This is a genomic window from Dethiosulfovibrio faecalis (assembly GCF_021568795.1).
GTDB classification, from domain to species: Bacteria; Synergistota; Synergistia; order Synergistales; family Dethiosulfovibrionaceae; genus Dethiosulfovibrio; species Dethiosulfovibrio faecalis.
This window is the reverse complement of the sequence record NZ_JAKGUE010000002.1, coordinates 47,937-68,829: the sequence shown is the minus strand read 5'-3', so window position 1 is coordinate 68,829 and position 20,893 is coordinate 47,937. Positions and strand designations below refer to the sequence as shown.

The 20,893-nt window shown below is 53.7% G+C and carries 22 protein-coding genes; all 22 read right to left on the bottom strand.

Annotated features, from left to right (window positions below):
• Window positions 1-18 precede the first annotated feature (18 nt).
• The gene (locus L2W58_RS02395) at window positions 19-765 is read right to left on the bottom strand and encodes a sigma-70 family RNA polymerase sigma factor (RefSeq protein ID WP_236101419.1); all 747 of its coding nucleotides are present in this window, start codon (window positions 763-765) and stop codon (window positions 19-21) included.
• A 59-nt stretch (window positions 766-824) separates the two neighbouring features.
• A complete protein-coding gene (locus L2W58_RS02390) occupies window positions 825-1,313 on the bottom strand; it encodes a chemotaxis protein CheD (RefSeq protein WP_236101418.1) in 489 nt (162 codons plus the stop codon).
• Window positions 1,313-1,939, bottom strand: a complete 627-nt coding sequence (locus L2W58_RS02385) for a chemotaxis protein CheC (protein WP_236101417.1) — start codon at window positions 1,937-1,939, stop codon at window positions 1,313-1,315. The genes L2W58_RS02390 and L2W58_RS02385 overlap by 1 nt, the downstream gene beginning before the upstream one ends.
• A 15-nt stretch (window positions 1,940-1,954) precedes the next feature.
• Window positions 1,955-3,970 carry a chemotaxis protein CheA gene (locus L2W58_RS02380; RefSeq protein ID WP_236101416.1) on the bottom strand — a complete coding sequence of 672 codons (2,016 nt, stop codon included), beginning with the start codon at window positions 3,968-3,970 and terminating at the stop codon, window positions 1,955-1,957.
• Window positions 3,971-3,985: 15 nt separating this feature from the next.
• Window positions 3,986-5,062 carry a protein-glutamate methylesterase/protein-glutamine glutaminase gene (locus L2W58_RS02375; protein ID WP_236101415.1) on the bottom strand — a complete coding sequence of 359 codons (1,077 nt, stop codon included), beginning with the start codon at window positions 5,060-5,062 and terminating at the stop codon, window positions 3,986-3,988.
• 18 nt (window positions 5,063-5,080) lie between these two features.
• Complete coding sequence (locus L2W58_RS02370; protein ID WP_236101414.1) at window positions 5,081-5,758, bottom strand: flagellar brake protein; 678 nt, start codon at window positions 5,756-5,758, stop codon at window positions 5,081-5,083.
• A 10-nt stretch (window positions 5,759-5,768) separates the two neighbouring features.
• Window positions 5,769-6,695 (bottom strand): MinD/ParA family protein, encoded by a 927-nt coding sequence (locus L2W58_RS02365; RefSeq protein ID WP_236101413.1) that lies wholly within the window; start codon window positions 6,693-6,695, stop codon window positions 5,769-5,771.
• Window positions 6,688-8,034: a flagellar biosynthesis GTPase FlhF gene (gene flhF / locus L2W58_RS02360; RefSeq protein ID WP_236101412.1), complete on the bottom strand. Its 1,347-nt coding sequence runs from the start codon at window positions 8,032-8,034 to the stop codon at window positions 6,688-6,690. Before flhF ends, L2W58_RS02365 begins: the two co-directional genes overlap by 8 nt.
• A 3-nt stretch (window positions 8,035-8,037) precedes the next feature.
• Complete coding sequence (flhA, locus tag L2W58_RS02355) at window positions 8,038-10,143, bottom strand: flagellar biosynthesis protein FlhA (protein ID WP_236101411.1); 2,106 nt, start codon at window positions 10,141-10,143, stop codon at window positions 8,038-8,040.
• 93 nt (window positions 10,144-10,236) lie between these two features.
• The gene (gene flhB / locus L2W58_RS02350) at window positions 10,237-11,331 is read right to left on the bottom strand and encodes a flagellar biosynthesis protein FlhB (protein ID WP_236101410.1); all 1,095 of its coding nucleotides are present in this window, start codon (window positions 11,329-11,331) and stop codon (window positions 10,237-10,239) included.
• Window positions 11,322-12,101, bottom strand: coding sequence for a flagellar biosynthetic protein FliR (locus tag L2W58_RS02345; RefSeq protein WP_236101409.1), 780 nt, complete (start codon window positions 12,099-12,101; stop codon window positions 11,322-11,324). The genes flhB and L2W58_RS02345 overlap by 10 nt, the downstream gene beginning before the upstream one ends.
• On the bottom strand, window positions 12,101-12,370 hold the full coding sequence (locus L2W58_RS02340) for a flagellar biosynthetic protein FliQ (RefSeq protein WP_236101408.1): 270 nt from the start codon (window positions 12,368-12,370) through the stop codon (window positions 12,101-12,103). Before L2W58_RS02340 ends, L2W58_RS02345 begins: the two co-directional genes overlap by 1 nt.
• A gap of 22 nt (window positions 12,371-12,392) precedes the next feature.
• Window positions 12,393-13,163, bottom strand: a complete 771-nt coding sequence (gene fliP / locus L2W58_RS02335; protein ID WP_236101407.1) for a flagellar type III secretion system pore protein FliP — start codon at window positions 13,161-13,163, stop codon at window positions 12,393-12,395.
• A gap of 353 nt (window positions 13,164-13,516) precedes the next feature.
• Complete coding sequence (locus L2W58_RS02330; RefSeq protein WP_255700338.1) at window positions 13,517-13,876, bottom strand: response regulator; 360 nt, start codon at window positions 13,874-13,876, stop codon at window positions 13,517-13,519.
• Window positions 13,877-13,916: 40 nt separating this feature from the next.
• On the bottom strand, window positions 13,917-15,020 hold the full coding sequence (gene fliN / locus L2W58_RS02325; protein ID WP_236101406.1) for a flagellar motor switch protein FliN: 1,104 nt from the start codon (window positions 15,018-15,020) through the stop codon (window positions 13,917-13,919).
• Between the two features lie 2 nt (window positions 15,021-15,022).
• On the bottom strand, window positions 15,023-16,027 hold the full coding sequence (fliM, locus tag L2W58_RS02320) for a flagellar motor switch protein FliM (RefSeq protein WP_236101405.1): 1,005 nt from the start codon (window positions 16,025-16,027) through the stop codon (window positions 15,023-15,025).
• 37 nt (window positions 16,028-16,064) lie between these two features.
• On the bottom strand, window positions 16,065-16,520 hold the full coding sequence (locus L2W58_RS02315) for a flagellar basal body-associated FliL family protein (RefSeq protein WP_236101404.1): 456 nt from the start codon (window positions 16,518-16,520) through the stop codon (window positions 16,065-16,067).
• A gap of 22 nt (window positions 16,521-16,542) precedes the next feature.
• A complete protein-coding gene (locus L2W58_RS02310) occupies window positions 16,543-17,265 on the bottom strand; it encodes an OmpA/MotB family protein (protein ID WP_236101403.1) in 723 nt (240 codons plus the stop codon).
• A gap of 3 nt (window positions 17,266-17,268) precedes the next feature.
• Window positions 17,269-18,063 carry a motility protein A gene (locus L2W58_RS02305; RefSeq protein WP_236101402.1) on the bottom strand — a complete coding sequence of 265 codons (795 nt, stop codon included), beginning with the start codon at window positions 18,061-18,063 and terminating at the stop codon, window positions 17,269-17,271.
• 61 nt (window positions 18,064-18,124) lie between these two features.
• Entirely contained in the window at window positions 18,125-18,322 is a 198-nt protein-coding gene (locus L2W58_RS02300) for a flagellar FlbD family protein (RefSeq protein ID WP_236101401.1), read from the bottom strand.
• A 38-nt stretch (window positions 18,323-18,360) separates the two neighbouring features.
• Window positions 18,361-20,325, bottom strand: a complete 1,965-nt coding sequence (locus tag L2W58_RS02295) for a flagellar hook protein FlgE (protein WP_236101400.1) — start codon at window positions 20,323-20,325, stop codon at window positions 18,361-18,363.
• Between the two features lie 103 nt (window positions 20,326-20,428).
• Window positions 20,429-20,887, bottom strand: a complete 459-nt coding sequence (locus L2W58_RS02290; RefSeq protein WP_236101399.1) for a flagellar hook assembly protein FlgD — start codon at window positions 20,885-20,887, stop codon at window positions 20,429-20,431.
• Between the last annotated feature and the right edge of the window lie 6 nt (window positions 20,888-20,893).

The window sequence follows — 20,893 nt, the reverse complement described above, 5'->3', positions numbered from 1 at the left end:
CGTGGACGGACCTTCAAATCAGCTGTGAACCGAAAGTCTAGCCTTTAAGGAGACGATGGCCTTTCCGTGTATCTGAGAGACCCTCGACTCGGTGACACCGAGGACAAGCCCTATCTCCTTAAGGGTCATTTCCTCCAGATAGTACATGGAAAGCACCAAACGTTCTCTCTCGGAAAGACGATGCAAGGCCTTGGTTACTCGGTCGATATCCTCGCGATTCTCCAGAACTTCCTGAGCAGAGGCCCCGGTATCGGAGAGCAGATCCCCTTTCTGAACGTCTCCTTCATCCAGGGACATTACCTCGTCCAGGGAGACCACGTACCCCCTTGACGCCAGGCTGAGCATCTCCCTGTAGGTCTTATCGTCTACGTCCATCTCCTTCTTGAGAGATTCGTCGTCGGGAGCTATCCCCTGAATCATAAGCCGCTCTGTGGCCCTCTCCAGACGTTGTAGTTTTTCCCTGCCGGTTCTGGAAAACCAATCACATTTTCTCAGTTCATCCAGTATAGCTCCCCTTATCCTGGGAACAGCGAAGGTCTGGAAAGAAAAGCCTCTCTCTATCTCGAACCTATCGATGGCGTCCAAAAGCCCCATCAGCCCGAAACTGACGAGATCCTCATAGTCCAAACCAGGTGGGGGAGTAACGGTCATCCGTGCCACTACGTACTTGACGAGAGGAATATAGCGGCTTACTATCTCGTCCTTCTCGGAGGGATTCAACCGATATCTCTGCCACAGGGCCTCGTCCTCTTTGGATGGCGGCATAGAAGTATCCCCCTCTCGAAATCCACCGAAAGATAAGCCAAGCTCGGTATGAGACTATATTATATCCCCTGCTTGCCTGTGCCCAGGGTCTTGACGATCAATATCCAGTCGTCCGTGGAGAACTCTACGCTTCGCCCTTTGTTTCCTCCGGTGTCCGAGGCCACAAGTTTTATTCCCGCAGATTTAAGGTTCTTCTCGGTCTCCTCGGCGTTTCTAGTCCCCACCGCCAGAAATCCAGTCTTGGATCCCGGGACGTTGAACATCTGAGATCCGCCAGCCATCTTGGCCTTCAGACGTTCTTTTTTGGCCCCGGCCCTCAACACCATGTCGATGAGGGTGGGAACGGCTGTATCGGCGAACTTACCCGGCTTCGGATTTTCCTTGTCCTTTCTGCTCTCCGGCAACATTATATGAGCCATGGCGGCCACCTTAGCCGTCTCATCGTAGAGGACCAGACCGATACAGGATCCGAGACCGAGAGATACTAGTTTGCCGGGGTGTTTAACAAGGACCGTGTCGGCCATCCCGACGTGTTGCCCTTTTTCCATCAAAGCACCCCCAGTTTGGAGAGAAGGATCTCGAGAGCGCCGGGATCTGGAACCATCATTATGTTCCCCTTGATGTCCGTCCCCTCTTGGTCCAGCTTCAAGGTCGTGTTAACCAGGAGAGCCAGTTCACCGGACTGGGCAAAGATGGAGGCGACGAACTCCAGTATGGCCCCCAGCATATCATGGGCGACTCCTGGCACCGAGATCGAGATCGACTCAGATCCTATCATCCGGTTGACCGCGTTCAGAAAGGAACTCAGGATTATGTTTCCGAGCTCGCTGAGGGCGCTGTCTCTCATCTCCGGGGGGAAGTCTCTTCCATCCGTGTTCATCCTAGAAATGAACATGGCATCCACCATCCCCTGGGCGGCCTCCTCGTCCTGTATAAAGATGAGATTACATGGGAAGGTTCCCTCTCCATGAGTGTAGACGGCGGCAACGAAATCCTCGGGGGGGCCGAAATGTTCGGACACCTCGTAAATCGACACGAGCTCTACGTCGGGAACTCCCATGTCGACCGGTTTACCCAACATCTCGGATAAAGCAGTCGCGGCGTTTCCCGCCCCTATATTTACCACTTCTCTAATGGCATCAAGATGCAACGGACTGAAATCGTTATACTCCATCGTCCCTATCTACTCCTAAGCCCGTACGTTAAGGGACGCCACGTCTAGTATGAGAGCGACGTTGCCGTCTCCCAAGATGGTGGCTCCGGCTATTCCCTTTATCTTCGACAAAAGCCTCCCAAGCGATTTGATCACTATTTCCTGCTGTCCAACCAGGGCGTCCACAACAAAGCCGATCCTGTTTCTGCCGGCCCTGACCACCACTACGGGGTACTCGTTTCTCTCCTCGTCATCCCTTATCGCATCAAGAGTTGACGCCAGATCCCCCAGAGTAAGGACCTCTCCTCTCAATAGGGTGACGGGACGTCCATGCATTCTCTTCATGTCATCTTCGCGGACCAGAATGGTCTCGTCCACGTTTTCCAGAGGTATGGCGTAGATCTCGTCTCCGACCCGGACCAACAATGCCAGGACTATGGCCAAGGTGAGGGGGAGTCTTATGTAGACGTTGGTGCCCTCTCCGACCTTCGAGCGGATCTCGAACTGGCCTCCCAGGGCCTCGACCTTGCGTTTGACCGCGTCCATGCCGACCCCTCTTCCTGAGAGATCGGTAACCTCTTTGGCCATGCTGAATCCAGGAAGAAAGACGTACTGGATTATCTCGTCATCGGACATCTCCGCCAACGCCTCTTCCGTGACCATACCACGTTCCACCGCTTTTTTGCCGACCGCCACGGGATCTATTCCTTTTCCGTCGTCGGACACCTCTATTATGACGCTGTTGCCCTCCTGGTAGGCAGCGATGCGGATGGTTCCCTGAGCGGGCTTACCGGCGGCCTTTCTAATCTCCGGGGTCTCAACGCCGTGATCGACGGAGTTTCTTATGAGGTGGACCATGGGATCGCCTATCTCGTCGATTACGGTTCGATCCAACTCCGTTTCCTGTCCCTCTATTACGAGTTCGACGTCTTTGCCGAGATTCTTGGATATATCCCTTATGAGCCTGGGGAAACGATCGAAGATGAAGGAGACCGGAACCATACGAAGCTTGGTAACAAGCTCCTGGATGTCACCGGAGATCCTACCCAGCTGAGAAAGGGGCTCGTCGAACTCCCTCAGCTTGGACTCGAGAACCAAACGTTCTATACGGGCTTTTCCGATCACCAGCTCGCCGACCAGATTCATGAGACTGTCCAGACGGCCTATGTCCACCCTCACGGTCTGAGACGTTTTCTTGGCCTTCGGAGCCTTCGTAGTTTTAAGAGCTTCGTCCGTCTGCTTAGCTTTGGGAGAAGCTGCGGTAACCTTAGCGGATTTTTCCTCCGAGACCGCGACCTCCTTGGATACTTCTCCTTTCTCCACCTCCCAGGACAGAACCTCGGTTTCGACCACTTCGCTGACGGACATCACCGCATTTTTAACGACGTCTGCTTCGTCCTTGGTTCCTATATACACGATGAAAGAGTGATCGAACTGCTCCTTTTCCAGATCGTCAACGGAGGGATCGCATTTTACGATCTCTCCCATCTCCTCAAGGCGACTTACCACCATATATGCCCTGGCGGCTTTCAGAAGACACTCTTGATCCAGGACCACTTTAACCTTGTAGACGGCCAGCCCCATCTTGGTCGCATCTACAAGCCATTCCTTTTCCTGATCAGAAAGCTCCGCTTCCTCCGCACCTTTTTCTACCGATGAAGCGGAATCTACGTTTTCCTCCCTCAGCTGAGCTACCAAGGCGGATATGTCGGTATCCTGATCGGTTCCTCCGTCCCTGATAGCATCCACCATGGACTGCATCAGATCGAGGCTCTGGAAAAGATGGTCTATATCGTCGTCGGTTAGATCCTCGTCGCCGCTTCGGACCTTGGAGAAACGGTCCTCCAACGCATGGGTAAGCTCGGCCATATGCTTAAAACCCATCGTAGCGGACATCCCCTTAAGCGTGTGAGCCGTTCTGAATATCTCGTCTATCGTGTCGCGACTGCGACGGTCCTGCTCAACCGCCAATATAAGCTCATTAAGTTGCTGGAGGTTATCGGTCGCCTCGTCGAGGTAGGCTCCCAGGTACTGGCTCATATCGGTAGACATGTCCTATCATCTCCTCTATCGATTTTCTCTCACGAAGCGGTCCAAGGCTGGCGCTATTTTATGCAACGGCAGCTGTTCGTTGACCACGCCTGCTTCCATAGCCGCCCTGGGCATACCGTAAACCACGCAGGTTTCCGGAGATTCTCCAAAAACGTATGCTCCCATGGACGATAGGGTCTGAGCTCCATCTGTACCGTCTATACCCATTCCTGTTAGGATGACAGCAACTACGTTTCCTCCGAGGATTTCGGCCACGCTGAGAAACATCACGTTGGCCGACGGTTTTACCGACAATACGGGAGGGGCGTCGGACAGACCGAGAGACAGGCTACCGCTTCCTCCCTTTAGAATCATATGATAACCGCCAGGAGCTATGACCGCCAGACCGGGCCTTAGGATGGTCCCCTCCTGTCCCTCGACCACGTCTATGCTGGAAAGATCGTTCAACCTGGTAGCAAAGGAGGCGGTAAAACCTCTGGGCATGTGCTGAGCCACTATTATGGGAAGAGGAAAATCCGAGGGCAAAGCGGTCAACAACCGTTGAAGAGCCTGAGGTCCTCCCGTTGAAGAGGCTATGCACACGAGTTCCGGATGTATCCCAGGAACCGGAGGTTTTACGGTGGCCTGGCGCTTCAGAGAGGACACTGGAGGTACCGTTTTTTTCAAAAAGGGCTTGCCTGGGACGGCAGATCTGGCGAAGGCCGCCCCCAAGACCTTTTGTTTGAGCTCTTCTCCAACGTCCCTCATGTCCAGAGAGATTGTCCCGGACGGCTTCGCCACAAAATCGACAGCACCCAGGGCAAGGGCCTGCATGGTTATAGAAGCTCCCTCTTTGGTCAGGCTACTCACCATTATGACCGGAGTAGGGAAACGATCCATGATCTCCTTTAAGGTCTCCAGTCCGTTCTTTCTCGGCATCTCCACGTCGAGAGTAACCACGTCGGGTCTGTCTCGATCTATCTTATCAAGCGCATCCACGCCATCTCTAGCCTTGGCTATCACGGTTATACCCGGTGTTTCCTCCAAAATATCCCCTAGAACTTTCCTCATGAAAGAGGAATCGTCCACTACCAGGACTTTTATGCCTTTCACCGGACCACCCTCCCCTCGTCAGCGTCCATCCCCCTTAGACGCCAGCTCTTTCTTCCGAATAAAACGGCCCAAGGATTTCTCCAGAATAGCCGGAAGAAAATCGAAGGCCAGGGCCAACTCGGTAACGTCATGTTCTTCTATATATCGTACCACGACTAGCCGACAGGAGAGATAGGACACTACATCATCTAAAGGGAATTTCAGTATAAATCTGGACATATCCCTGAAGGAAGAGGAACAGTTCCCCTTCAACGCAAGCCTAACGCCACCTAGACTGACGTCCTTGGCGATACCGTCGAGCCATCCATGATGGCTGTCCAAGAAAAAACCGAGAGGAGCTACCTCGACGTTCAGCATACAGGGGACCCTTACGAAACGACGTCTCTGAAGTTTATCGACCTCGCCGAAAACCTTCACCACCAACATAACGACGGCCCCCTCCCGAACCGTACCCAGAACGGAACCCGTTACGTTGTAGACGCTTTTATCGGAACTCAGAGAAAGCTTCAGCTCCACACCACGGAACATAGGCAGAAGCCCCCCCCCGAGGAACGGATGAGAGAGCTTCCATACGTCTCCTTCTCCGTCCTCCAGGCGTGATGGATATTCCCCTTTATAGAGCCCCGCCACTATAGAGATGCCAACTTTGGAACCTATCAGTTGAGGATCTTTGTTTAAAAGGGTCGTCGCTTCCATGCTCTACCCCCTATCTATTCCGGTCGACCCCGAGGCTTCTGGCAAGCTTGAAGAACAGGGACTTAACCCCTCGCCCCAGATCGACTGAGTTTTCTTCGCCGCCTTCGGATATAAGGGTCCTGGCTATCCTGCGAAAACATCTGGATGCGTCCGAACGAGGAGCAAATCTAATCAAAGGCTTTCTGGCCCTTACCGAATCGGACAGACTATTATCGGTCAAGACATACCCAGAGTAGCCGAGGTCTACCCTAAGAAACTGGCTGGCGGCAAAACGCATACGTCCAGCCACAGATCGGGCTTCCTCCTCGGAGGAAACCATATTGACCAGCACTCGGACGTCCAGCTTTCCAACAGTACCGAACACCAGAGACTTGAGAAGCCCATATGCGTCTCTTATGGACGTGGGCTCTGGCGTAGTAACAAGTATAACCGTATCGGCAGAAAGGGCGAAGGAGATCATGTTTCTATGGATACCCGCACCGGTGTCCACCACCATAATCTCGGCAAGTGACTCCAGATCCGCCAAGGCGTTTATCAGAGACGACTGAGCCGATTCGTCCATATTGGCCAATTCCTCTATACCGGTGCCTCCCGGTATTACGGAGACTCCGTCCCCGACATCGTACAGAATTTCGTCGAGGGATCTCTCACCTCTTACTAGGTGGATCAAATTATATGGAGCCTGGATACCCATTAGAATATCTACGTTAGCCAAGCCGAGATCTCCGTCCAGGAGCGCCACCTTATGGCCCATCTCCCCCAAAGCCAGAGCCAGGTTGACGGAAATATTGCTCTTACCTACGCCGCCCTTACCTCCGACAACCGCGATGGAACGGAGAAATCCGGAACTGTTGGTCCTTTTATCCTCCGATATGGAGGCCACCATACGTCTCAGGTCGGAGGCTTGATCCGCCATAGAAGCTCTGCGATCAATCACCGTATTCACCGCCTAATGCCATATCCACAAGCCTATCGGGAGAGGCAACCTCTATGTCGTTGGGGACATTCTGACCTACGGTCAGAAAGGACACAGGGATATCGAAGTTGAGAGCTATCTCCAGAACCGGTCCAAGAGTCAAGGTCTCGTCAAGCTTCGTGAATATGAGATGGGATATGGGCATATCTCCCATTCTCTCGATGACGTCGAGCATATCCCTGTATTTGGAGCTAGCGGAGATAACGAGATGAACGCTCTCTGGAGCGAATGCCTCGTAAAGCTCCTTTGCCTCATCCAGCCTGCGAGAATCTCTCTGGCTTCGCCCTGCCGTATCGAGCAAGATAAGCTCGGCGTCCCTTTTCTCCCTGATGCCCTTGAGATCCTTGGGGTCAAAGACCACCTCGACGGGGACTCCCAAGATCTTGGCATATGTCCTGAGCTGCTCAACCGCCGCTATACGGTAGGTATCGGCGGTCGCAAGGAGGACCTTGCGGTCTTCCCAGAGAGAGTTAGCCGCCGCAAGCTTTGCAATGGTAGTGGTCTTGCCGACCCCTGTTGGACCTATAAACATCACTCTGGTCCCGCCTAGGGCGCTTATGACGTCCCGGAAAGGGGCTCTTATGGAACCCTTCAGCCAATCCCGAAAGGATCGGTCGTCCAGAGGTCCATCGTAACGGTCGAGAAGGGTTTCAACGAAGGGCTCGGTCATATCGGCCTCTAACAGCATGTTACGCCACTGCCTCCGGCAATCGTTATCGGGCGAAGAAGTTAAATCCGGCCTTGGGATCTTGTCCGTCCCATCATCATCGGACACGGCTCCCCTGTCTAGCCGCTCTAGAACGGAGGACAAGGTGCGTTGGATCCTCTCCACGTCGTCGGAGAGATTTTTGTTTTCTACCTCTCCGACGGGATTAGGGTCTTTTCCATAAGCCTGAGCGACTTTCTCCCTCGAGACAGAAGGACGGGAGGCAATGCCGATAGACGAGGACAATTCAAGTCTGTCCTCTTCCCCTAAAGTCGAAGCTTCACCGGTCTCTTTTTCCCCCAATGATCTCTCATCCGCAGAGGCGACGGGGAAGCTCTCTCTCTTACCCTCCAGCAACAGCTGAAAGGCCCGGACCCTATCGCCAAGAGGCTCTTCTTTCCTTTTGGGCTCGTCTTCCTCCAAAATACCCGCCGTCACGACCAGAGCGGGCTTTCCGAACAACCCAAGGAAGCCTCCCTTGTTGACAGGACGGGTCGAAAGCACCACCGCATCCCTGCCCAATCTATCGGCAGCGATCCTGATGGCCTCGGCATCGTCTCTGGCCTCAAAGGTAATCTGTTGGACAACCCTCATGGTCTACTCCACCATCCCCAACGATTTGATATCTATACCCTGACTTATTTCATTATAAGACACCACGAACAGACCAGGCAACGAGGATTCCAGAACTCGACGGACAACCAGCCTGACATCGGGACTTACGAGCAAGATGGGGGAGAATCCCTGAAGCATGGCCTCCTCCGACTTTGTCGACACGGAAGCGACCAGTTTGGAGATCTCCCTAGAATCCATGTTTAGACGCCAACCTTTGGCCAGATCGCCTTCCAGAGCGTCCCTGATCTTTTGCTCCCAGGTCGGGGAAAGGGTTGAGACGGTTATGACGTCGTTCTCCTTTAGCCTTAGAGAGATTATACGGGCCAGGCTCTCTCTTACCCTCTCGGTCAGATAATCCACCGAGGAGGAAAGCCTTCCGTAATCGGTCAAGGTCTCGAAAATGGTCACCAGGTCCCTGATGGGTATATGCTCCGCCACCAGGTTCTGAAGGACTTTCTGAATGTCCCCAAGGCCGAGGACGCTGAGCATCTCCTCGGTAACGGCGGAGTTGCTCTCTTTGACCATTTCGGTGAGTTTCTGAACTTCCTGTCTGGTTATGAGATCGGCACCGTGGAGTTTGATGACCTCAGACAGATGGGTAGCCAACACGGAGGGAGCGTCCACAACTGTGTAGCCGCTGGCCTCCGCCTTGTCCCTGAGCTCAGGAGAGATCCAAAGAGCAGGAAGACCGAAGGCGGGTTCCGTAGTGGGCACCCCGACGACTACCTCTGTGACGTTCCCTGTATCCATGGCGAGGTAGTGCTCCGGCATCAGCTCTCCCTGCCCCTCGAGAGCTCCCTTGACCCTTATCAGATACTCGGAGGGTTTCAGCTGAATGTTGTCCCTTATTCTTATGGAGGGAACGACCAAACCCATGTCCATGGCCATCTGTTTCCTTATGGTGCTGATACGATCGAGCATATCCCCCCCCTGGGCGGGATCGACCAGAGGTATCACGGCATAGCCTATCTCCATCTCCATGGGATCCACTGCCAGAAGCTTCATCACATCCTCCGGAGAGGTGGGAGTCTGAGGAGTCGGGTGATCTCCTTCTCCCCCTGCGGGAGAAGCCCCCTTACCCTTTCTCTGCCCGGGCTCGCTGGCCATACCTTCCTGGGTCTTTGCCTCACGATACACCCCATAGGCCATTACTCCCAGAAACACCCCAAGCAACATGAAGGGGAAGGTCGGCAACCCTGGAACCATGGCGAAAGCGAAAAGGAGGGCGGTCCCTATCATGAGGGGCCTGGGATACCTGATAAAGGACGAAAAGATATCCCTTCCAAGGTTGGAGTCGCCGGCGGCCCTGGTTACTATTATGCCGGTAGCGGTGGAAAAGAGCAGAGCCGGTATCTGAGACACCAGCCCGTCTCCAACTGTAAGGAGACTGTAGACTCCAGCTGCCTGGCCAAGGGACAGACCTCGCTGAAATACGCCTATGGCCAGCCCTCCCAGGATGTTGATTATGGTTATGATGAGACCGGCAATGGCGTCACCCTTGACGAACTTAGAGGCTCCATCCATAGAACCGTAGAAATCAGCCTCCCTCTGGATATCCCTTCGCCTTTCCTTGGCTCCGAGCTCATCTATCAAGCCAGCGTTGAGATCCGCGTCTATGGCCATCTGTTTCCCAGGCATGGCGTCCAGAGTGAACCTGGCAGCGACCTCGGCCACTCGTTCGGCTCCTTTCGTTATAACGAGAAACTGAATGATGACCAAGATGAGAAAGACCACCGCACCGACGACGTAGTTTCCCCCTACGACAAAGTTTCCAAAGGAAGAGATAATGTTTCCAGCATTCCCCTTAAGCAGGATCAATCGCGTTGTGGAGACGTTCAAGGCCAGTCGGAACAGGGTTACTATGAGCAAGATGGATGGGAACGACGATATCTCGAGAGCTCTGTTGACATAGAAGGTCACCAAAAGGACCACCACGCCGAAGGTTATGTTTAGGGTAAGGAGAATGTCCAGCAGCCAGGTGGGTAAAGGTATGATCATCATGACCACGACCAAAACCATCAGCGCCGCCACGCCTACGTCGGAAAAGCGAAGCATCCTCTCTACCATAGTCATCCTTTCCTCTGCCATTTTCACGCGTCCTCTCGTTTGTCCTCAGATGATGAAGATGATGAATTCGATATTCTAGAACTTTACCAGAAACCAAGGAGCCCTTCCAGAGAGCTAAGACCTCTTTTTACTGATCCCATAGACGAAAGCCAGTACCTCTGCAACCCCTTTGTAAAGCGCCTCAGGGATCGATTCGCCTATCTCTACGGCCTCGTAGAGAGCCCAGGCCAGAGGCTTGTTCTCGACAACTGGCACGTCGTTTTCCTCGGCAATCTCTCTGATCCTCTTGGCCAGTAGATCCTTTCCCTTGGCAAGCACCACCGGAGCGTCCATCTTTCCCCTGTCATATTGAAGGGCTATCGCCAAGGTCGTCGGGTTTGTTATGACCACATCCGCCTTAGGGACGTCGGCCATCATCCTCTGCCTGGCCATCTCCCTCTGTTTCTGGCGGATCTTCTGCTTGATCTGAGGATCCCCCTCCATCTGTTTGTACTCCTCTTTGATCTCCTGTTTGCTCATCTTGATGTTCTTCTCGAACTCCCATTTCTGATAGGACCAGTCGAAGATCGCTATGACCAGAAGCAAAAAGGTCATCTTGACACACAACAACCAGATTCGCCACAACATAAGAGACACAGCGGGGCCTATAGGGTACCTTACGGCCCTCACCATATCGGCAAGATCTCCTACCAGAGCGGAATAAAGGACTATAGCCAATATAAGGGCCTTGAGAAGCCCCTTCACCATCTCGACCAAAGACCTTAGAGATATAACTTTCTTGAGCCCCGAGATGGGGTTGAACCTGTTCATCTTGGGTATCAGTGGCTTAGGGGTCATAACGAAGCCGACCTGAGCTACGGATACAAAAAACGCGGCTAGGAAACAGCCAACGACCATGGGAATTATAGCCAAACCGTAGGCCGATATGGACCTCATCGTCAGAGAGTGAAACCACCCGGTATGCCCCATAGTTCCGTCTCCGATAAAAACCATGCACTCCCTTATGAAAGACAGAATAACGTCGAAAATCCATTCCCCAAACAGGACGATAGCGATTAAACCGGCAATTATAACCGCAGAGGCACCCATGTCCTGGCTCTTGGCGACCCGTCCCTCCTCTCTTTCCTTGCGCCTCTTTCTGGGAGTGGCCGGCTCGGTCTTCTCCTCGGCGAAAAACTGAAGCCGGAAATTTTTAAAGATTATCGCCATACCGCCAGACTCCCTAAAGCGACGCGAAGATAGGGCTCTATCTGATCGTGAACCATATCCACGGTCATAGGCAAAACGACCATAAGCAGGAAGAGTCCCAAACCTATTTTCAGAGGCAATCCCAGAATAAAAACGTTCATCTGAGGAACGGTCCGAGCCAGAAAACCGAGGCCAATATCCGCCAAAAGAAGGGCTCCGTAAAACGGAATGGCGAACTTGAAGGCCATAACGAAGAGCTTCCCTAGCCATTCGGCCAATCCCAGATCGGACGACACGGACAACCCCATTCCTCCGAGAGGCAGTAGTCTGAAGCTCTCCATCAGAGCTCGGAATAGAAGAATATGGCCGTTCCAGTAGAGGAAAAACCAAAGACCTATCAGGATCTGAAGCTGTCCTATTATGGAGCTCTGGCTCTGAGAGATAGGGTCCAGAACACTGACCATGGCCAGTCCCATGCGGGTGCCTATCATCCGTCCCGCTATCTGAAGCGCGTAGAACGGAGCCGAGGCCACGAAGGCTATCGAGGCCCCTACGAGAAGCTCCCTAGCCGCAGAGAGCAGAAAGGGGATAACCCCGGAAAACAGGATTTCGGGGAGAGTTCCACTCAACTGAGGTACGGTTATCAAGGCAAAGAAAAAGGACAGAAAATAAAGGCAGGGCATTGGGAACGACGAGGCCAGAAAAACCGGAGCGGTGAAGATGATCCCTAGGAAACGGACCGATACGAGCATATAGAGGGGAACCACGCGGAAAAGGGCGTCTAAATCCATCATCGAACGAAACGATCCAGCTGTCCCAGAAGATCTACGGCCAGTTTCCTGACCACCCCGAAGATCCACGGTCCCATGACTATGAGAGCTCCCATTATGGCAAGTATCTTGGGAACGAAGGAGAGAGTCTGCTCCTGGATGGAAGTGGCGGTCTGAAGAATGCCGACGATAAGCCCCACCACCATGGCGACTATCAATATGGGCAAAGAGGCCATCAACGAAACCTTGATCGCCTCCATCAACATATCGCTGACGCTGAAGGCTTCCATCGTTAAGACCTCCCTCTAGACATCACTGAAAACTCCTGATAAGGCTGACCACGACCAGATTCCATCCGTCGGCCATCACGAAAAGCAAAACTTTGAACGGCAAGGATATCATCATGGGCGGAAGCATTATCATACCCATGCTCATCAGGACGCTGGATATTATCATATCCACAACGATAAAAGGCACGTATATAACTATTCCCATCTGAAAGGCCGACTTGAGCTCGCTGAGCATATAGGCGGGAAGAAGCACCTTATTGGGGATATCATCAGCATTAGAAGGCCTCTCCAACCCCGACATGGACACCATAAGAGAAAGTTCCTTTTCCCTCGTCTGACCAAGCATGAACCGGCGCAAAGGAGTGGTTACGTTTTCCAGAGCCTCCATCGAACCGATTCGGCCCTCCATGTATGGGGCGAGACCCTGTTGATACATCACGTCCCAAGTCGGAGCCATTATGAAGAGAGACAGAAAGAGAGCCAGAGTAACTATGACCTGATTGGGAGGAGTCTGCTGCAGTCCCAGAGCATTTCGGACGAACCCCAGGACGACGAGGACCCTGGTGAAGGACGTTACCATGAGGAGGATTGCAGGAGCCACGCTCAGAATAGTCAAAAGAGCTACTATTTGAAGCGAGACAGAGACATCCTGAGGAGAGGTAGCTCCCTCAACCGCAACTTTCAAGGCCGGCACCGGAAGTTCCGGTTGATTCGGCTGAGACCAGGCAGCCCCGCATAGTAGAAAAACCGCTAACAGACTAATGAAGACAGGTGTTTTCAGGTTCAACTTCATCGAATTTCTCCCATGCATCACCAGGATAACGCCGAATCAACGATATTCCCTCCTTGCTTTCCGCCAGGAGGAGAATATCGGGTCCGCAGCGTACCACATAAAGAACGCCTCTGCCCAAGGACAGAGACGTCAGGACCTCCAGCCCGTTTCTAGAGGACCTTACGCGCTTCGGTCCCCAACGGACGAGGAGAAAGCCGACGCCTCCTAGAAGGGCGACGGCCAGGATCATCTTTGTCAGATAAGACTCAATCGAAGACGATGCATCGGCCCAAGCCGGTCCGCCAAGAAACAAGACGGACAACAACGAAAAGGACGATACAGCGAGGATAGATCTTCTGTACAAGAGACTTCGATCAGCCCAATACCTTGGACAAAGCGTCTACCACGCGGTCGGGCTGGAAAGGCTTGACGATGAAATCCTTGGCTCCGGCCTGGATCGCCTCTATTACCATGGACTGCTGCCCCATGGCACTGACCATGACGATCTTACAGCCGGGGTTGACGGCCTTTATTGCCTTGACCGCCTCGATTCCGTTCATTTCAGGCATGGTGATATCCATCGTAACGATATCTGGATTGAGGTCTTTGTACATGGAAACCGCCACCTGACCGTTTTCCGCCTCTCCGACCACCTCGAAACCGTTTTTCGTGAGGATGTCCTTCAACATCATCCTCATGAAAGCGGCGTCATCGACAATAAGGACTGTAGCCATAATGCCCCTCCTGTTCGTCTATTCAATACATCTTCAGTATTCAAGATCCGATCGACTGGATTTTCTCTCCCACGTTCAATATCTCCGTGACCCTTACGCCAAAGTTTTCGTCGATCACGACGACCTCTCCCTTGGCGATCAATTTTCCGTTAACCAAAACGTCCACCGGCTCTCCCGCCATCTTGTCCAATTCTATCACGGAACCGGGGGCAAATGACAGGACTTCCCCTACGCTCTTTCTCGTTCTTCCCAACTCCACCGTAACTCTGACGGGAATATCGGCGATAAGGCCGATATTCGATGGCAGAGAAGAATCAGCGGAGACAGGCTGAAGCGGAGAGAACTGGGCGGGACGAACGTCGACCGGAGGAGAAGCCTGCTGTTGATGTTGAGCCGGTCTTTCAGGCGGAGTCTCCGTACGGCTCCCCTGAGCTGGCTGAGAGGCGGAAGACGCCTGTTCCTCCGAGCCTTGCATCAAGGCGTCGGCAAAGGACGCAGCGTAACTCGACGGTATGGAGATGAAACTTCTAAAACTATCCAATCCCTCTATCGTTACATCCATAACGACATACCAAACGGGGACATCTCCTTCCAAGTTCGGGAAAAGAAGCCACTCGTCTTCGGTAACCTCCGAGGCGGGATCGGTCGGAATGGCCTTACGTCCCTTGAGCTTCCCACTGAGGGAGGTCATAGCGGAACCTACGACCTGGCTGAGACCTTCCTGGGCTGCGTTGACGAACAGCTCGTTGGCCTCTTCCGGGAGGTCCTTGCCCTCTCCACCCATCATGAGATCGGCGAGAAGAACCACCCCGCCCTCGTTCATGACAACCGAGACCGGAGCGTCGTCGAAACCGTCGCAACGGACGGAAAAAAGCAAATTTCGGTTTCCCCCGATGGATTCCACCACATCGGACTGACTTTTTTCGCTGACCTCGGAGATCTGAACGGAGACCCCACGTCCAGCCAACATGCCGATAACCCCTGTGGTAGCGTCGGAAAACATCCCTGCTAAATCCTCCAGGGCCTCGAGCTGTCCCTGGGTCAGACCGGTAGACTCTCCTCCTCCGCCATCATCGGAGCCTCCACCCACAGAGCCCTCCAAGAGAGCGTTTATCTCGTCTTGACTGAGCAGTTCGTCAGACATGTTCACTCCTCCTCTTCCTCGATAGAACCATCGTCCGCAACCTCGAGGACCTCTACGGAATAGCGTCCGTCCATAGTCCCCGGACGTCCTGTAAACTTGATCCTGCTCCCGACACGGACCTTTGCGGGATCGTCGACCACCGAATCCAAGCGAATAACATCGCCGACTCGAAGTCTCATGACGTCAAACAGGGATAAGACGGTATCGCCCAACTCCAGATGGACAGGCACCTTCACCGTACCGAGACTGGCGGTAAGGTAACCTCTGTGATCCTGATCCTTATTCTTGCCGGTCGAGGCGAACCAGATCTGAGAGCTGAGCTTGTCCATAACCGGCTCCATGACGAAGTAAGGGATACAAAGACTGACCATGCCCTCTACGTCGCCGATGCTCACCCTCAAGGTAACCAACAAAACCATGTCGGTACCGGGACAGATCTGCACGAAGAAAGGATTGCTCTCCATGCTATCGAAACGGAAGCGAACGTCTATGACGGTACTCCAGCTGTCCTCCAAGAGCTCCAGCATCCTCATGAAAACCCGCTCTATAACGGTGGACTCTATATCGGTCAGATCCCTTGGCTTTCCGAAAACCTCTCCCTTTCCGCCCAGTAATCTGTCGATTATGGCGAAAACAAGATTCGGATTCATCTCTACGACCGCGTTTCCCTCCAGGGGATACATCTCCAAAACACCCATCACGGTAGGCTGCACCATGGATCGCACGAACTCCTCGTAGGCAACCTGATCCACCGATGCGACCTCGCAGGTCACTATGGATCGGACCATGGTCGACAGGCTGGTGGTGAGCTGTCTGCTGAAGGATTCGTGAATCATCTGAATAGCCCTGAGCTGGTCCTTGCTGAACTTATCGGGACGACGGAAATCGTATCCCTTGACGTTTTTTTCCGCCGAAGCCTGGGATATCTCCTCGAAGTCGACGTCGCCACTGGTAAGAACGTCCAACAGAGAATCTATCTCCGATTGAGACAGTACGTCGGGAGTCATCGGATCTCACCACCTTTCAAGCATAACAAATTAAAGGCTATTGCGTGACAAACTTCCTGAAAAGCACCCTTCTTACCGCAACTTTCCCCTCTACCGAAGGCAGAATGGCGTTGATGCGGCGCTTCATGTCGTCACTGAGTTCCATGATTCCTTCGGCGCTTCTGAAATCGTCGGCAATGTGATCCTTGACGGTCAGGAGAACCTCGTTCCTGATGTGGCTTCGCCAGCCGCCATCGGTCAAGACCGCCTCAGACTTGGTGCTGGATGCCTCCAAGGCCAATTCGAAGTTTACCAGATGAGGCTCTTTATCCGCCAAGTTTATGACGAAATCGCCGAAATCCACGATGGGACCGGGGCGTTCCAGATCCCTGGAAACCCCCGTAACGCTCCGTTCTTCGGCACCAAAACGAAGCCCCATGAAATAACCTCCCCCGGCACCCAGGGTGAGAGCGATCAAGGCGACAACCGCTATCAACAATATCCTCTTGAGCATATAAACCTCCTTCTCCCCGCCGTCACTGTTTAGGGTACTTAGAGAGAATAACCAGATCCACCCGTCTGTTCCTGGACCTGTTTTCGTCGCTGTCGTTAGGCACCACTGGACGGAAGGGACCGTATCCCACCGCCTGTAATATAGAGGGGGATATTCCGGCGGCATCCACCAAGTAGGAAGCCACTATGGCGGCTCTTATGGCGGAAAGTCCCCAGTTGTCCCTGTAGGGGCCGCCTCGAAGAGGTCTGTCGTCGGTATGCCCCTCAACCGCCAGAGCGGGAATCCTGCCCTTGAGGAACTCTCCCAGCTTGGCGAGCAGACGTTTCCCTTCGGGACGGATTTCGACTCCACCGAGAGGAAACAAAAGCTGATCCGACAGGGACACTGTGACACCTCTTTGATCCACAATGACCGATACGTCCTCCTCCATCTCCTGCTCTTTCAGGAAGGAGCGGAGCTCTCTGTCCACCTGGAAGGTGGACTGGGTCTGACGTCGTTCCTCTCCGGCATCGTAACCGGAGGAACCGCCGTAGGGCAGAGGATCCTCCTGGAGGGACTTACCTCCATCCAAGACCCCCAAAGCACCCTGAAAGGAGACCATCATCTTCTTGAACTTCTCTACGTCTATGGATGAAAAGGCGAAAAGCAACACGAAGAAGGTCAGGAGCAAAGTCACCATATCGCCGTAGGTAGCGAGCCAACCAGCGCCGCCTTTCTCCTCTTTCTGCCTCTTTTTTCTCGCCATGGGCTATTCCTCTCCGCCCTTTTCGGTATCGTGGCGTTCCTCAAGCTCCTTGCGCTGCTCCGGAGGAAGAAAGACCTTTAGCTTTTCCTCCACTATCCTGGGGTTCTCTCCAGCCTGGATTGCCAGGACTCCTTCCACCATGAGCTCCCTGACCACCGTCTCCTCCGAGGACCTGGCCGCAAGCTTGGAGGATATGGGCAAGGCAAAGATATTAGCCATAAAAGAGCCGTAAAAAGTCGTGATAAGAGCGACCGCCATTCCTGGGCCAAGGGAACCAGGATCGTCAAGATTCCTGAGCATGGCTATAAGACCTATGAGGGTCCCCAACATTCCGAAAGCGGGGAACAGTTCACCCATAGTATCGAACATTCCCTTGTTCGAGGAATGACGTTCCTCCAGCACGCTGATCTCGGTATCGAGAATCGCCTTTACCAGCTCGGGGTCTGTGCCGTCGACGACAAGCTGAATGGACTTGGCCAAAAACTCGTCGTCCAGCTCCGAGGCATCTGCCTCCAACGCCAGCAACCCTTCCCGTCTGGCCTTTTCGGCAAAGCTGACTATCGTCTGCACCAAAGACACCAAATCAGGGGTCTGAGAGAAAAAGGCGATTCTCGTGATCTTTCCGAGCTTTTTGATTCTATCCACAGGATTGGCCATTATAACCGCACCCATGGTTCCGCCTATCGTGATCAACATAGAGGGAAGGTTTATGAAAGCCGAGGATTCTCCTCCAGCCACTATGCCTCCTACCACCAATATTAGAGAGAGAGAAAGTCCGATGACTGTCGCCAGATCCACGCTCAGGCCTCCATTTTTAAAAATAGTCGAGTGTCAGGTTAATAATAAACCTACGACACCGCTACGTCAAAGAGGGCGACGCCCCTCGTTTGGCCCGATAGGCCGCCGCCCGTTCCACTATTTCCTCGGGAGTTTCCTTCACGACGTAACGATGGCCGTTCAACAAGGTGACCACCGTGTCGGGATTGGCCTCCACGGTCTCTATCAAATCGGCGTTCAGGATGAACATCGATCCGTTGAGTCTGGAGACCTCTATCAAGATAAACGCCTCCATCTCTTATTTAAAAACACTTAAAACTACCTCTTGAGGTTCAGAAGTTCCTCCAGGACGGAATCGCTGGTCGTTATAACCCTAGCGCTGGCCTGAAATCCTCTCTGTCCTATCATCAGCTGGGTGAACTCCTCTGTAAGGTCCACGTTGCTCATCTCCAGGGAGCCTCCAGCTATGCTTCCAGCACCGTCGTTCAAGGCCGTGGTTATCCTGGCGGCACCGGAGTTAACCGACTTGTCGAAGCAGGTATCGCCGACCTTTACGAGTCCCTGAGGGTTGGAGAACATGGCCAGGGCGAGACGGTACAGGGCCTTGCTCTGACCGTTATCGTAGACGCCGGTTATGGTACCGTCCTTGCCTACGGAGAAGTCGTTGAGAACCCCCATCCCATAGCCGTCCTGGTAGTAGGGTTTTGTGGTGAAGTCCGAGCCGTACTGGGTAACCCCGTCGATCTTCTCCTTCTCGAAGCTCCTGCCGCTGAAATCCAACTTCACGTTCTGGTTTTCCGCCCCCAGAGCGCCGAAGCTGACCGAGAGATCCACCTCCGTCTGGGACGTGTCGCTTATCTTTCCGTCCGGACCGAACTCCATAATCCCTGTGTTCGGAGAGATGGAGATCTCCTCGTTAGCGGTCCACACCCTCCAACGCCAGCGGTTGTCGTCGATCTTCTCCCAGCTGGTCTCCAGAGTGTGCTCGTTGCCCTGGCTATCGTAGATGGTGCTCTTTGCCTCGTGGATACTGGCGGTCCTCTGGGCCACCGATCCGATCTGGCTTCCGCTGTCCTCCAGCCTTATGGACTTTCCGTCCGAGGAGGCCAAGACGTCCAGAGCCACGGTCCCGATGGTCAGGGTGTACTGATCGGCTGGGTCGGCAGGAACGGAGGTTGGGATAGCGAACGTGCCGTCGGTATTCATCGGGATGTTACCGTCGGCTCCGCCTAGCTGAAGGCTGCGACGGGTCATGGTTCCGCCGTCATCGAACCAGGCGATCATCTCTCTCTCGCCCGTCACGGGGTCGTCGTTGAACTCTATCAAGGTGTTGTAGGTAACGACAGGAGTCACTGTCGTGTCCTGAACCTCCATATACTGGTAGTCCATCATGTCAAACAGGTTAGCCTTCCAGGCCTCTGCCTCGGCGGGACCGCCGTAGTCGGAATAGATGGTCATGACCCCGTTGGTGTCGTCGTAGACGGCGGTATAGATGACTCCGTCCAGGTCGAAGGTGCTGGTCCCAAGGGTAAGCTCCGGGCGACCGTTGACTGCGTCTATGCCGTCAAGCCCGAAGGTAATGGGGCCTCCGGTCGAGCCGTCGAAATCGAAAGCAACGAAGTCACCGGTGGTGGCGCCCTCGGTCACGTTCACGGCCACGTCGCTCCCGCCAAGGGATGCGTAGATGGTCCTGCTGCCGGAGGACATTCCCATGGGCAGATACTCGTCGACCCGGCCATCCAGGTTACAACGATAGCCCACCAACTCGGTCTTCTTGGCCTCCAGCTTCTGACCCATCGGTATGTTTACCGACGAGAGATCGCCGTCCATTTCGTAGCGGGTGGGATCGTTGGGATCCACCGACATGGCGTAACCCTGAAGGGTGTAGCCCGTGCCGGACATCACCAGGTTGCCGTTGCCGTCGGTGGTAAAATTGCCCGCCCTGGTGTAGAGGTCCTGGGTTCCGTTGGTGACCACGTAGTAACCGTCTCCCTGAATGGCCATGTCCGTCCTGTTGCCGGTGTAGGATATGGGACCCTGGGTGTGGATGGTCTCGATACCAGCCACCCCGACCCCAAGGCCGACCTGCATGGCGTTGACCCCTCCGCGGTTGCCGTCGGGAGCCATGGCGCCTCTTGTCGTCTGGGACAGAAGGTCCTGGAATATCGTCGTGGATTTCTTGAATCCCGTGGAGTTGACGTTGGCGATGTTGTTTCCCGTCACGTCCAACTTGACCTGGTGGGCTTTTACTCCTGTAACTCCGGTAAAAAGGGACCTCAGCATAGTGTATTCCTCCTCAGAAAGTTTCTCTGGGCACTCCCTTGCCGATCTTCAAAAGTCCCTCCGTCCGTGGGGGAAACAAAAAGACATACAACCTGCGCCATGTTTAAGCGTTTTCCTCGGATGAAGCCTGAGGAAGTTCCACCGCAAAGACCTTGGAGGAGTCGACCTCGGTACCGTCCAGCATCTTGAGATAGACGGTTCCGTCCTTTTTCTTTATGGAGGCGACCACCCCCGACTTTTCATCCGTTACGGTGTTTCCCTCGGCATCCAGGGATTCGACGGTGTAGCTGACCTGAAAGCCTATATAGCTCAACGAACTCATCATGTTTTGATCGGCGATAGTCTCCATGGTCTCGTTCATATTTACAAGCTGTTCCAAGGTCGAGAACTGGGACATCTGAGAGGACATCTCATTCGTATCCATCGGATCCATCGGATCTTGGTTCTTAAGCTGTTCTATGTAGAGAAGAAGAAAATCGTCTTTGTCCATCGTCGATTTAGGTTCTCTGGCGGTACCGGAAGTCGTGGTACCGGTATAAGAAGAAACCTGGTTGATATCCAAACTAGA

Excerpts from the sequence above, each read along its gene's own strand:
- L2W58_RS02310 (WP_236101403.1), bottom strand. The coding sequence starts at position 17,265 with ATGGCGAGAAAAAAGAGGCAGAAAGAGGAGAAAGGCGGCGCTGGTTGG.
- L2W58_RS02345 (WP_236101409.1), bottom strand. The coding sequence starts at position 12,101 with ATGGATTTAGACGCCCTTTTCCGCGTGGTTCCCCTCTATATGCTCGTA.
- flhA (WP_236101411.1), bottom strand. The coding sequence starts at position 10,143 with ATGGCAGAGGAAAGGATGACTATGGTAGAGAGGATGCTTCGCTTTTCC.
- flhF (WP_236101412.1), bottom strand. The coding sequence starts at position 8,034 with ATGAGGGTTGTCCAACAGATTACCTTTGAGGCCAGAGACGATGCCGAG.
- fliP (WP_236101407.1), bottom strand. The coding sequence starts at position 13,163 with ATGAAGTTGAACCTGAAAACACCTGTCTTCATTAGTCTGTTAGCGGTT.
- L2W58_RS02295 (WP_236101400.1), bottom strand. The coding sequence starts at position 20,325 with ATGCTGAGGTCCCTTTTTACCGGAGTTACAGGAGTAAAAGCCCACCAG.
- L2W58_RS02370 (WP_236101414.1), bottom strand. The coding sequence starts at position 5,758 with ATGGAAGCGACGACCCTTTTAAACAAAGATCCTCAACTGATAGGTTCC.
- L2W58_RS02385 (WP_236101417.1), bottom strand. The coding sequence starts at position 1,939 with ATGGAGTATAACGATTTCAGTCCGTTGCATCTTGATGCCATTAGAGAA.
- fliN (WP_236101406.1), bottom strand. The coding sequence starts at position 15,020 with ATGTCTGACGAACTGCTCAGTCAAGACGAGATAAACGCTCTCTTGGAG.
- L2W58_RS02330 (WP_255700338.1), bottom strand. The coding sequence starts at position 13,876 with ATGGCTACAGTCCTTATTGTCGATGACGCCGCTTTCATGAGGATGATG.
- flhB (WP_236101410.1), bottom strand. The coding sequence starts at position 11,331 with ATGGCGATAATCTTTAAAAATTTCCGGCTTCAGTTTTTCGCCGAGGAG.
- L2W58_RS02380 (WP_236101416.1), bottom strand. The coding sequence starts at position 3,970 with ATGTCTACCGATATGAGCCAGTACCTGGGAGCCTACCTCGACGAGGCG.
- L2W58_RS02315 (WP_236101404.1), bottom strand. The coding sequence starts at position 16,520 with ATGCTCAAGAGGATATTGTTGATAGCGGTTGTCGCCTTGATCGCTCTC.
- L2W58_RS02395 (WP_236101419.1), bottom strand. The coding sequence starts at position 765 with ATGCCGCCATCCAAAGAGGACGAGGCCCTGTGGCAGAGATATCGGTTG.
- L2W58_RS02340 (WP_236101408.1), bottom strand. The coding sequence starts at position 12,370 with ATGGAAGCCTTCAGCGTCAGCGATATGTTGATGGAGGCGATCAAGGTT.
- L2W58_RS02390 (WP_236101418.1), bottom strand. The coding sequence starts at position 1,313 with ATGGAAAAAGGGCAACACGTCGGGATGGCCGACACGGTCCTTGTTAAA.
- fliM (WP_236101405.1), bottom strand. The coding sequence starts at position 16,027 with ATGACTCCCGACGTACTGTCTCAATCGGAGATAGATTCTCTGTTGGAC.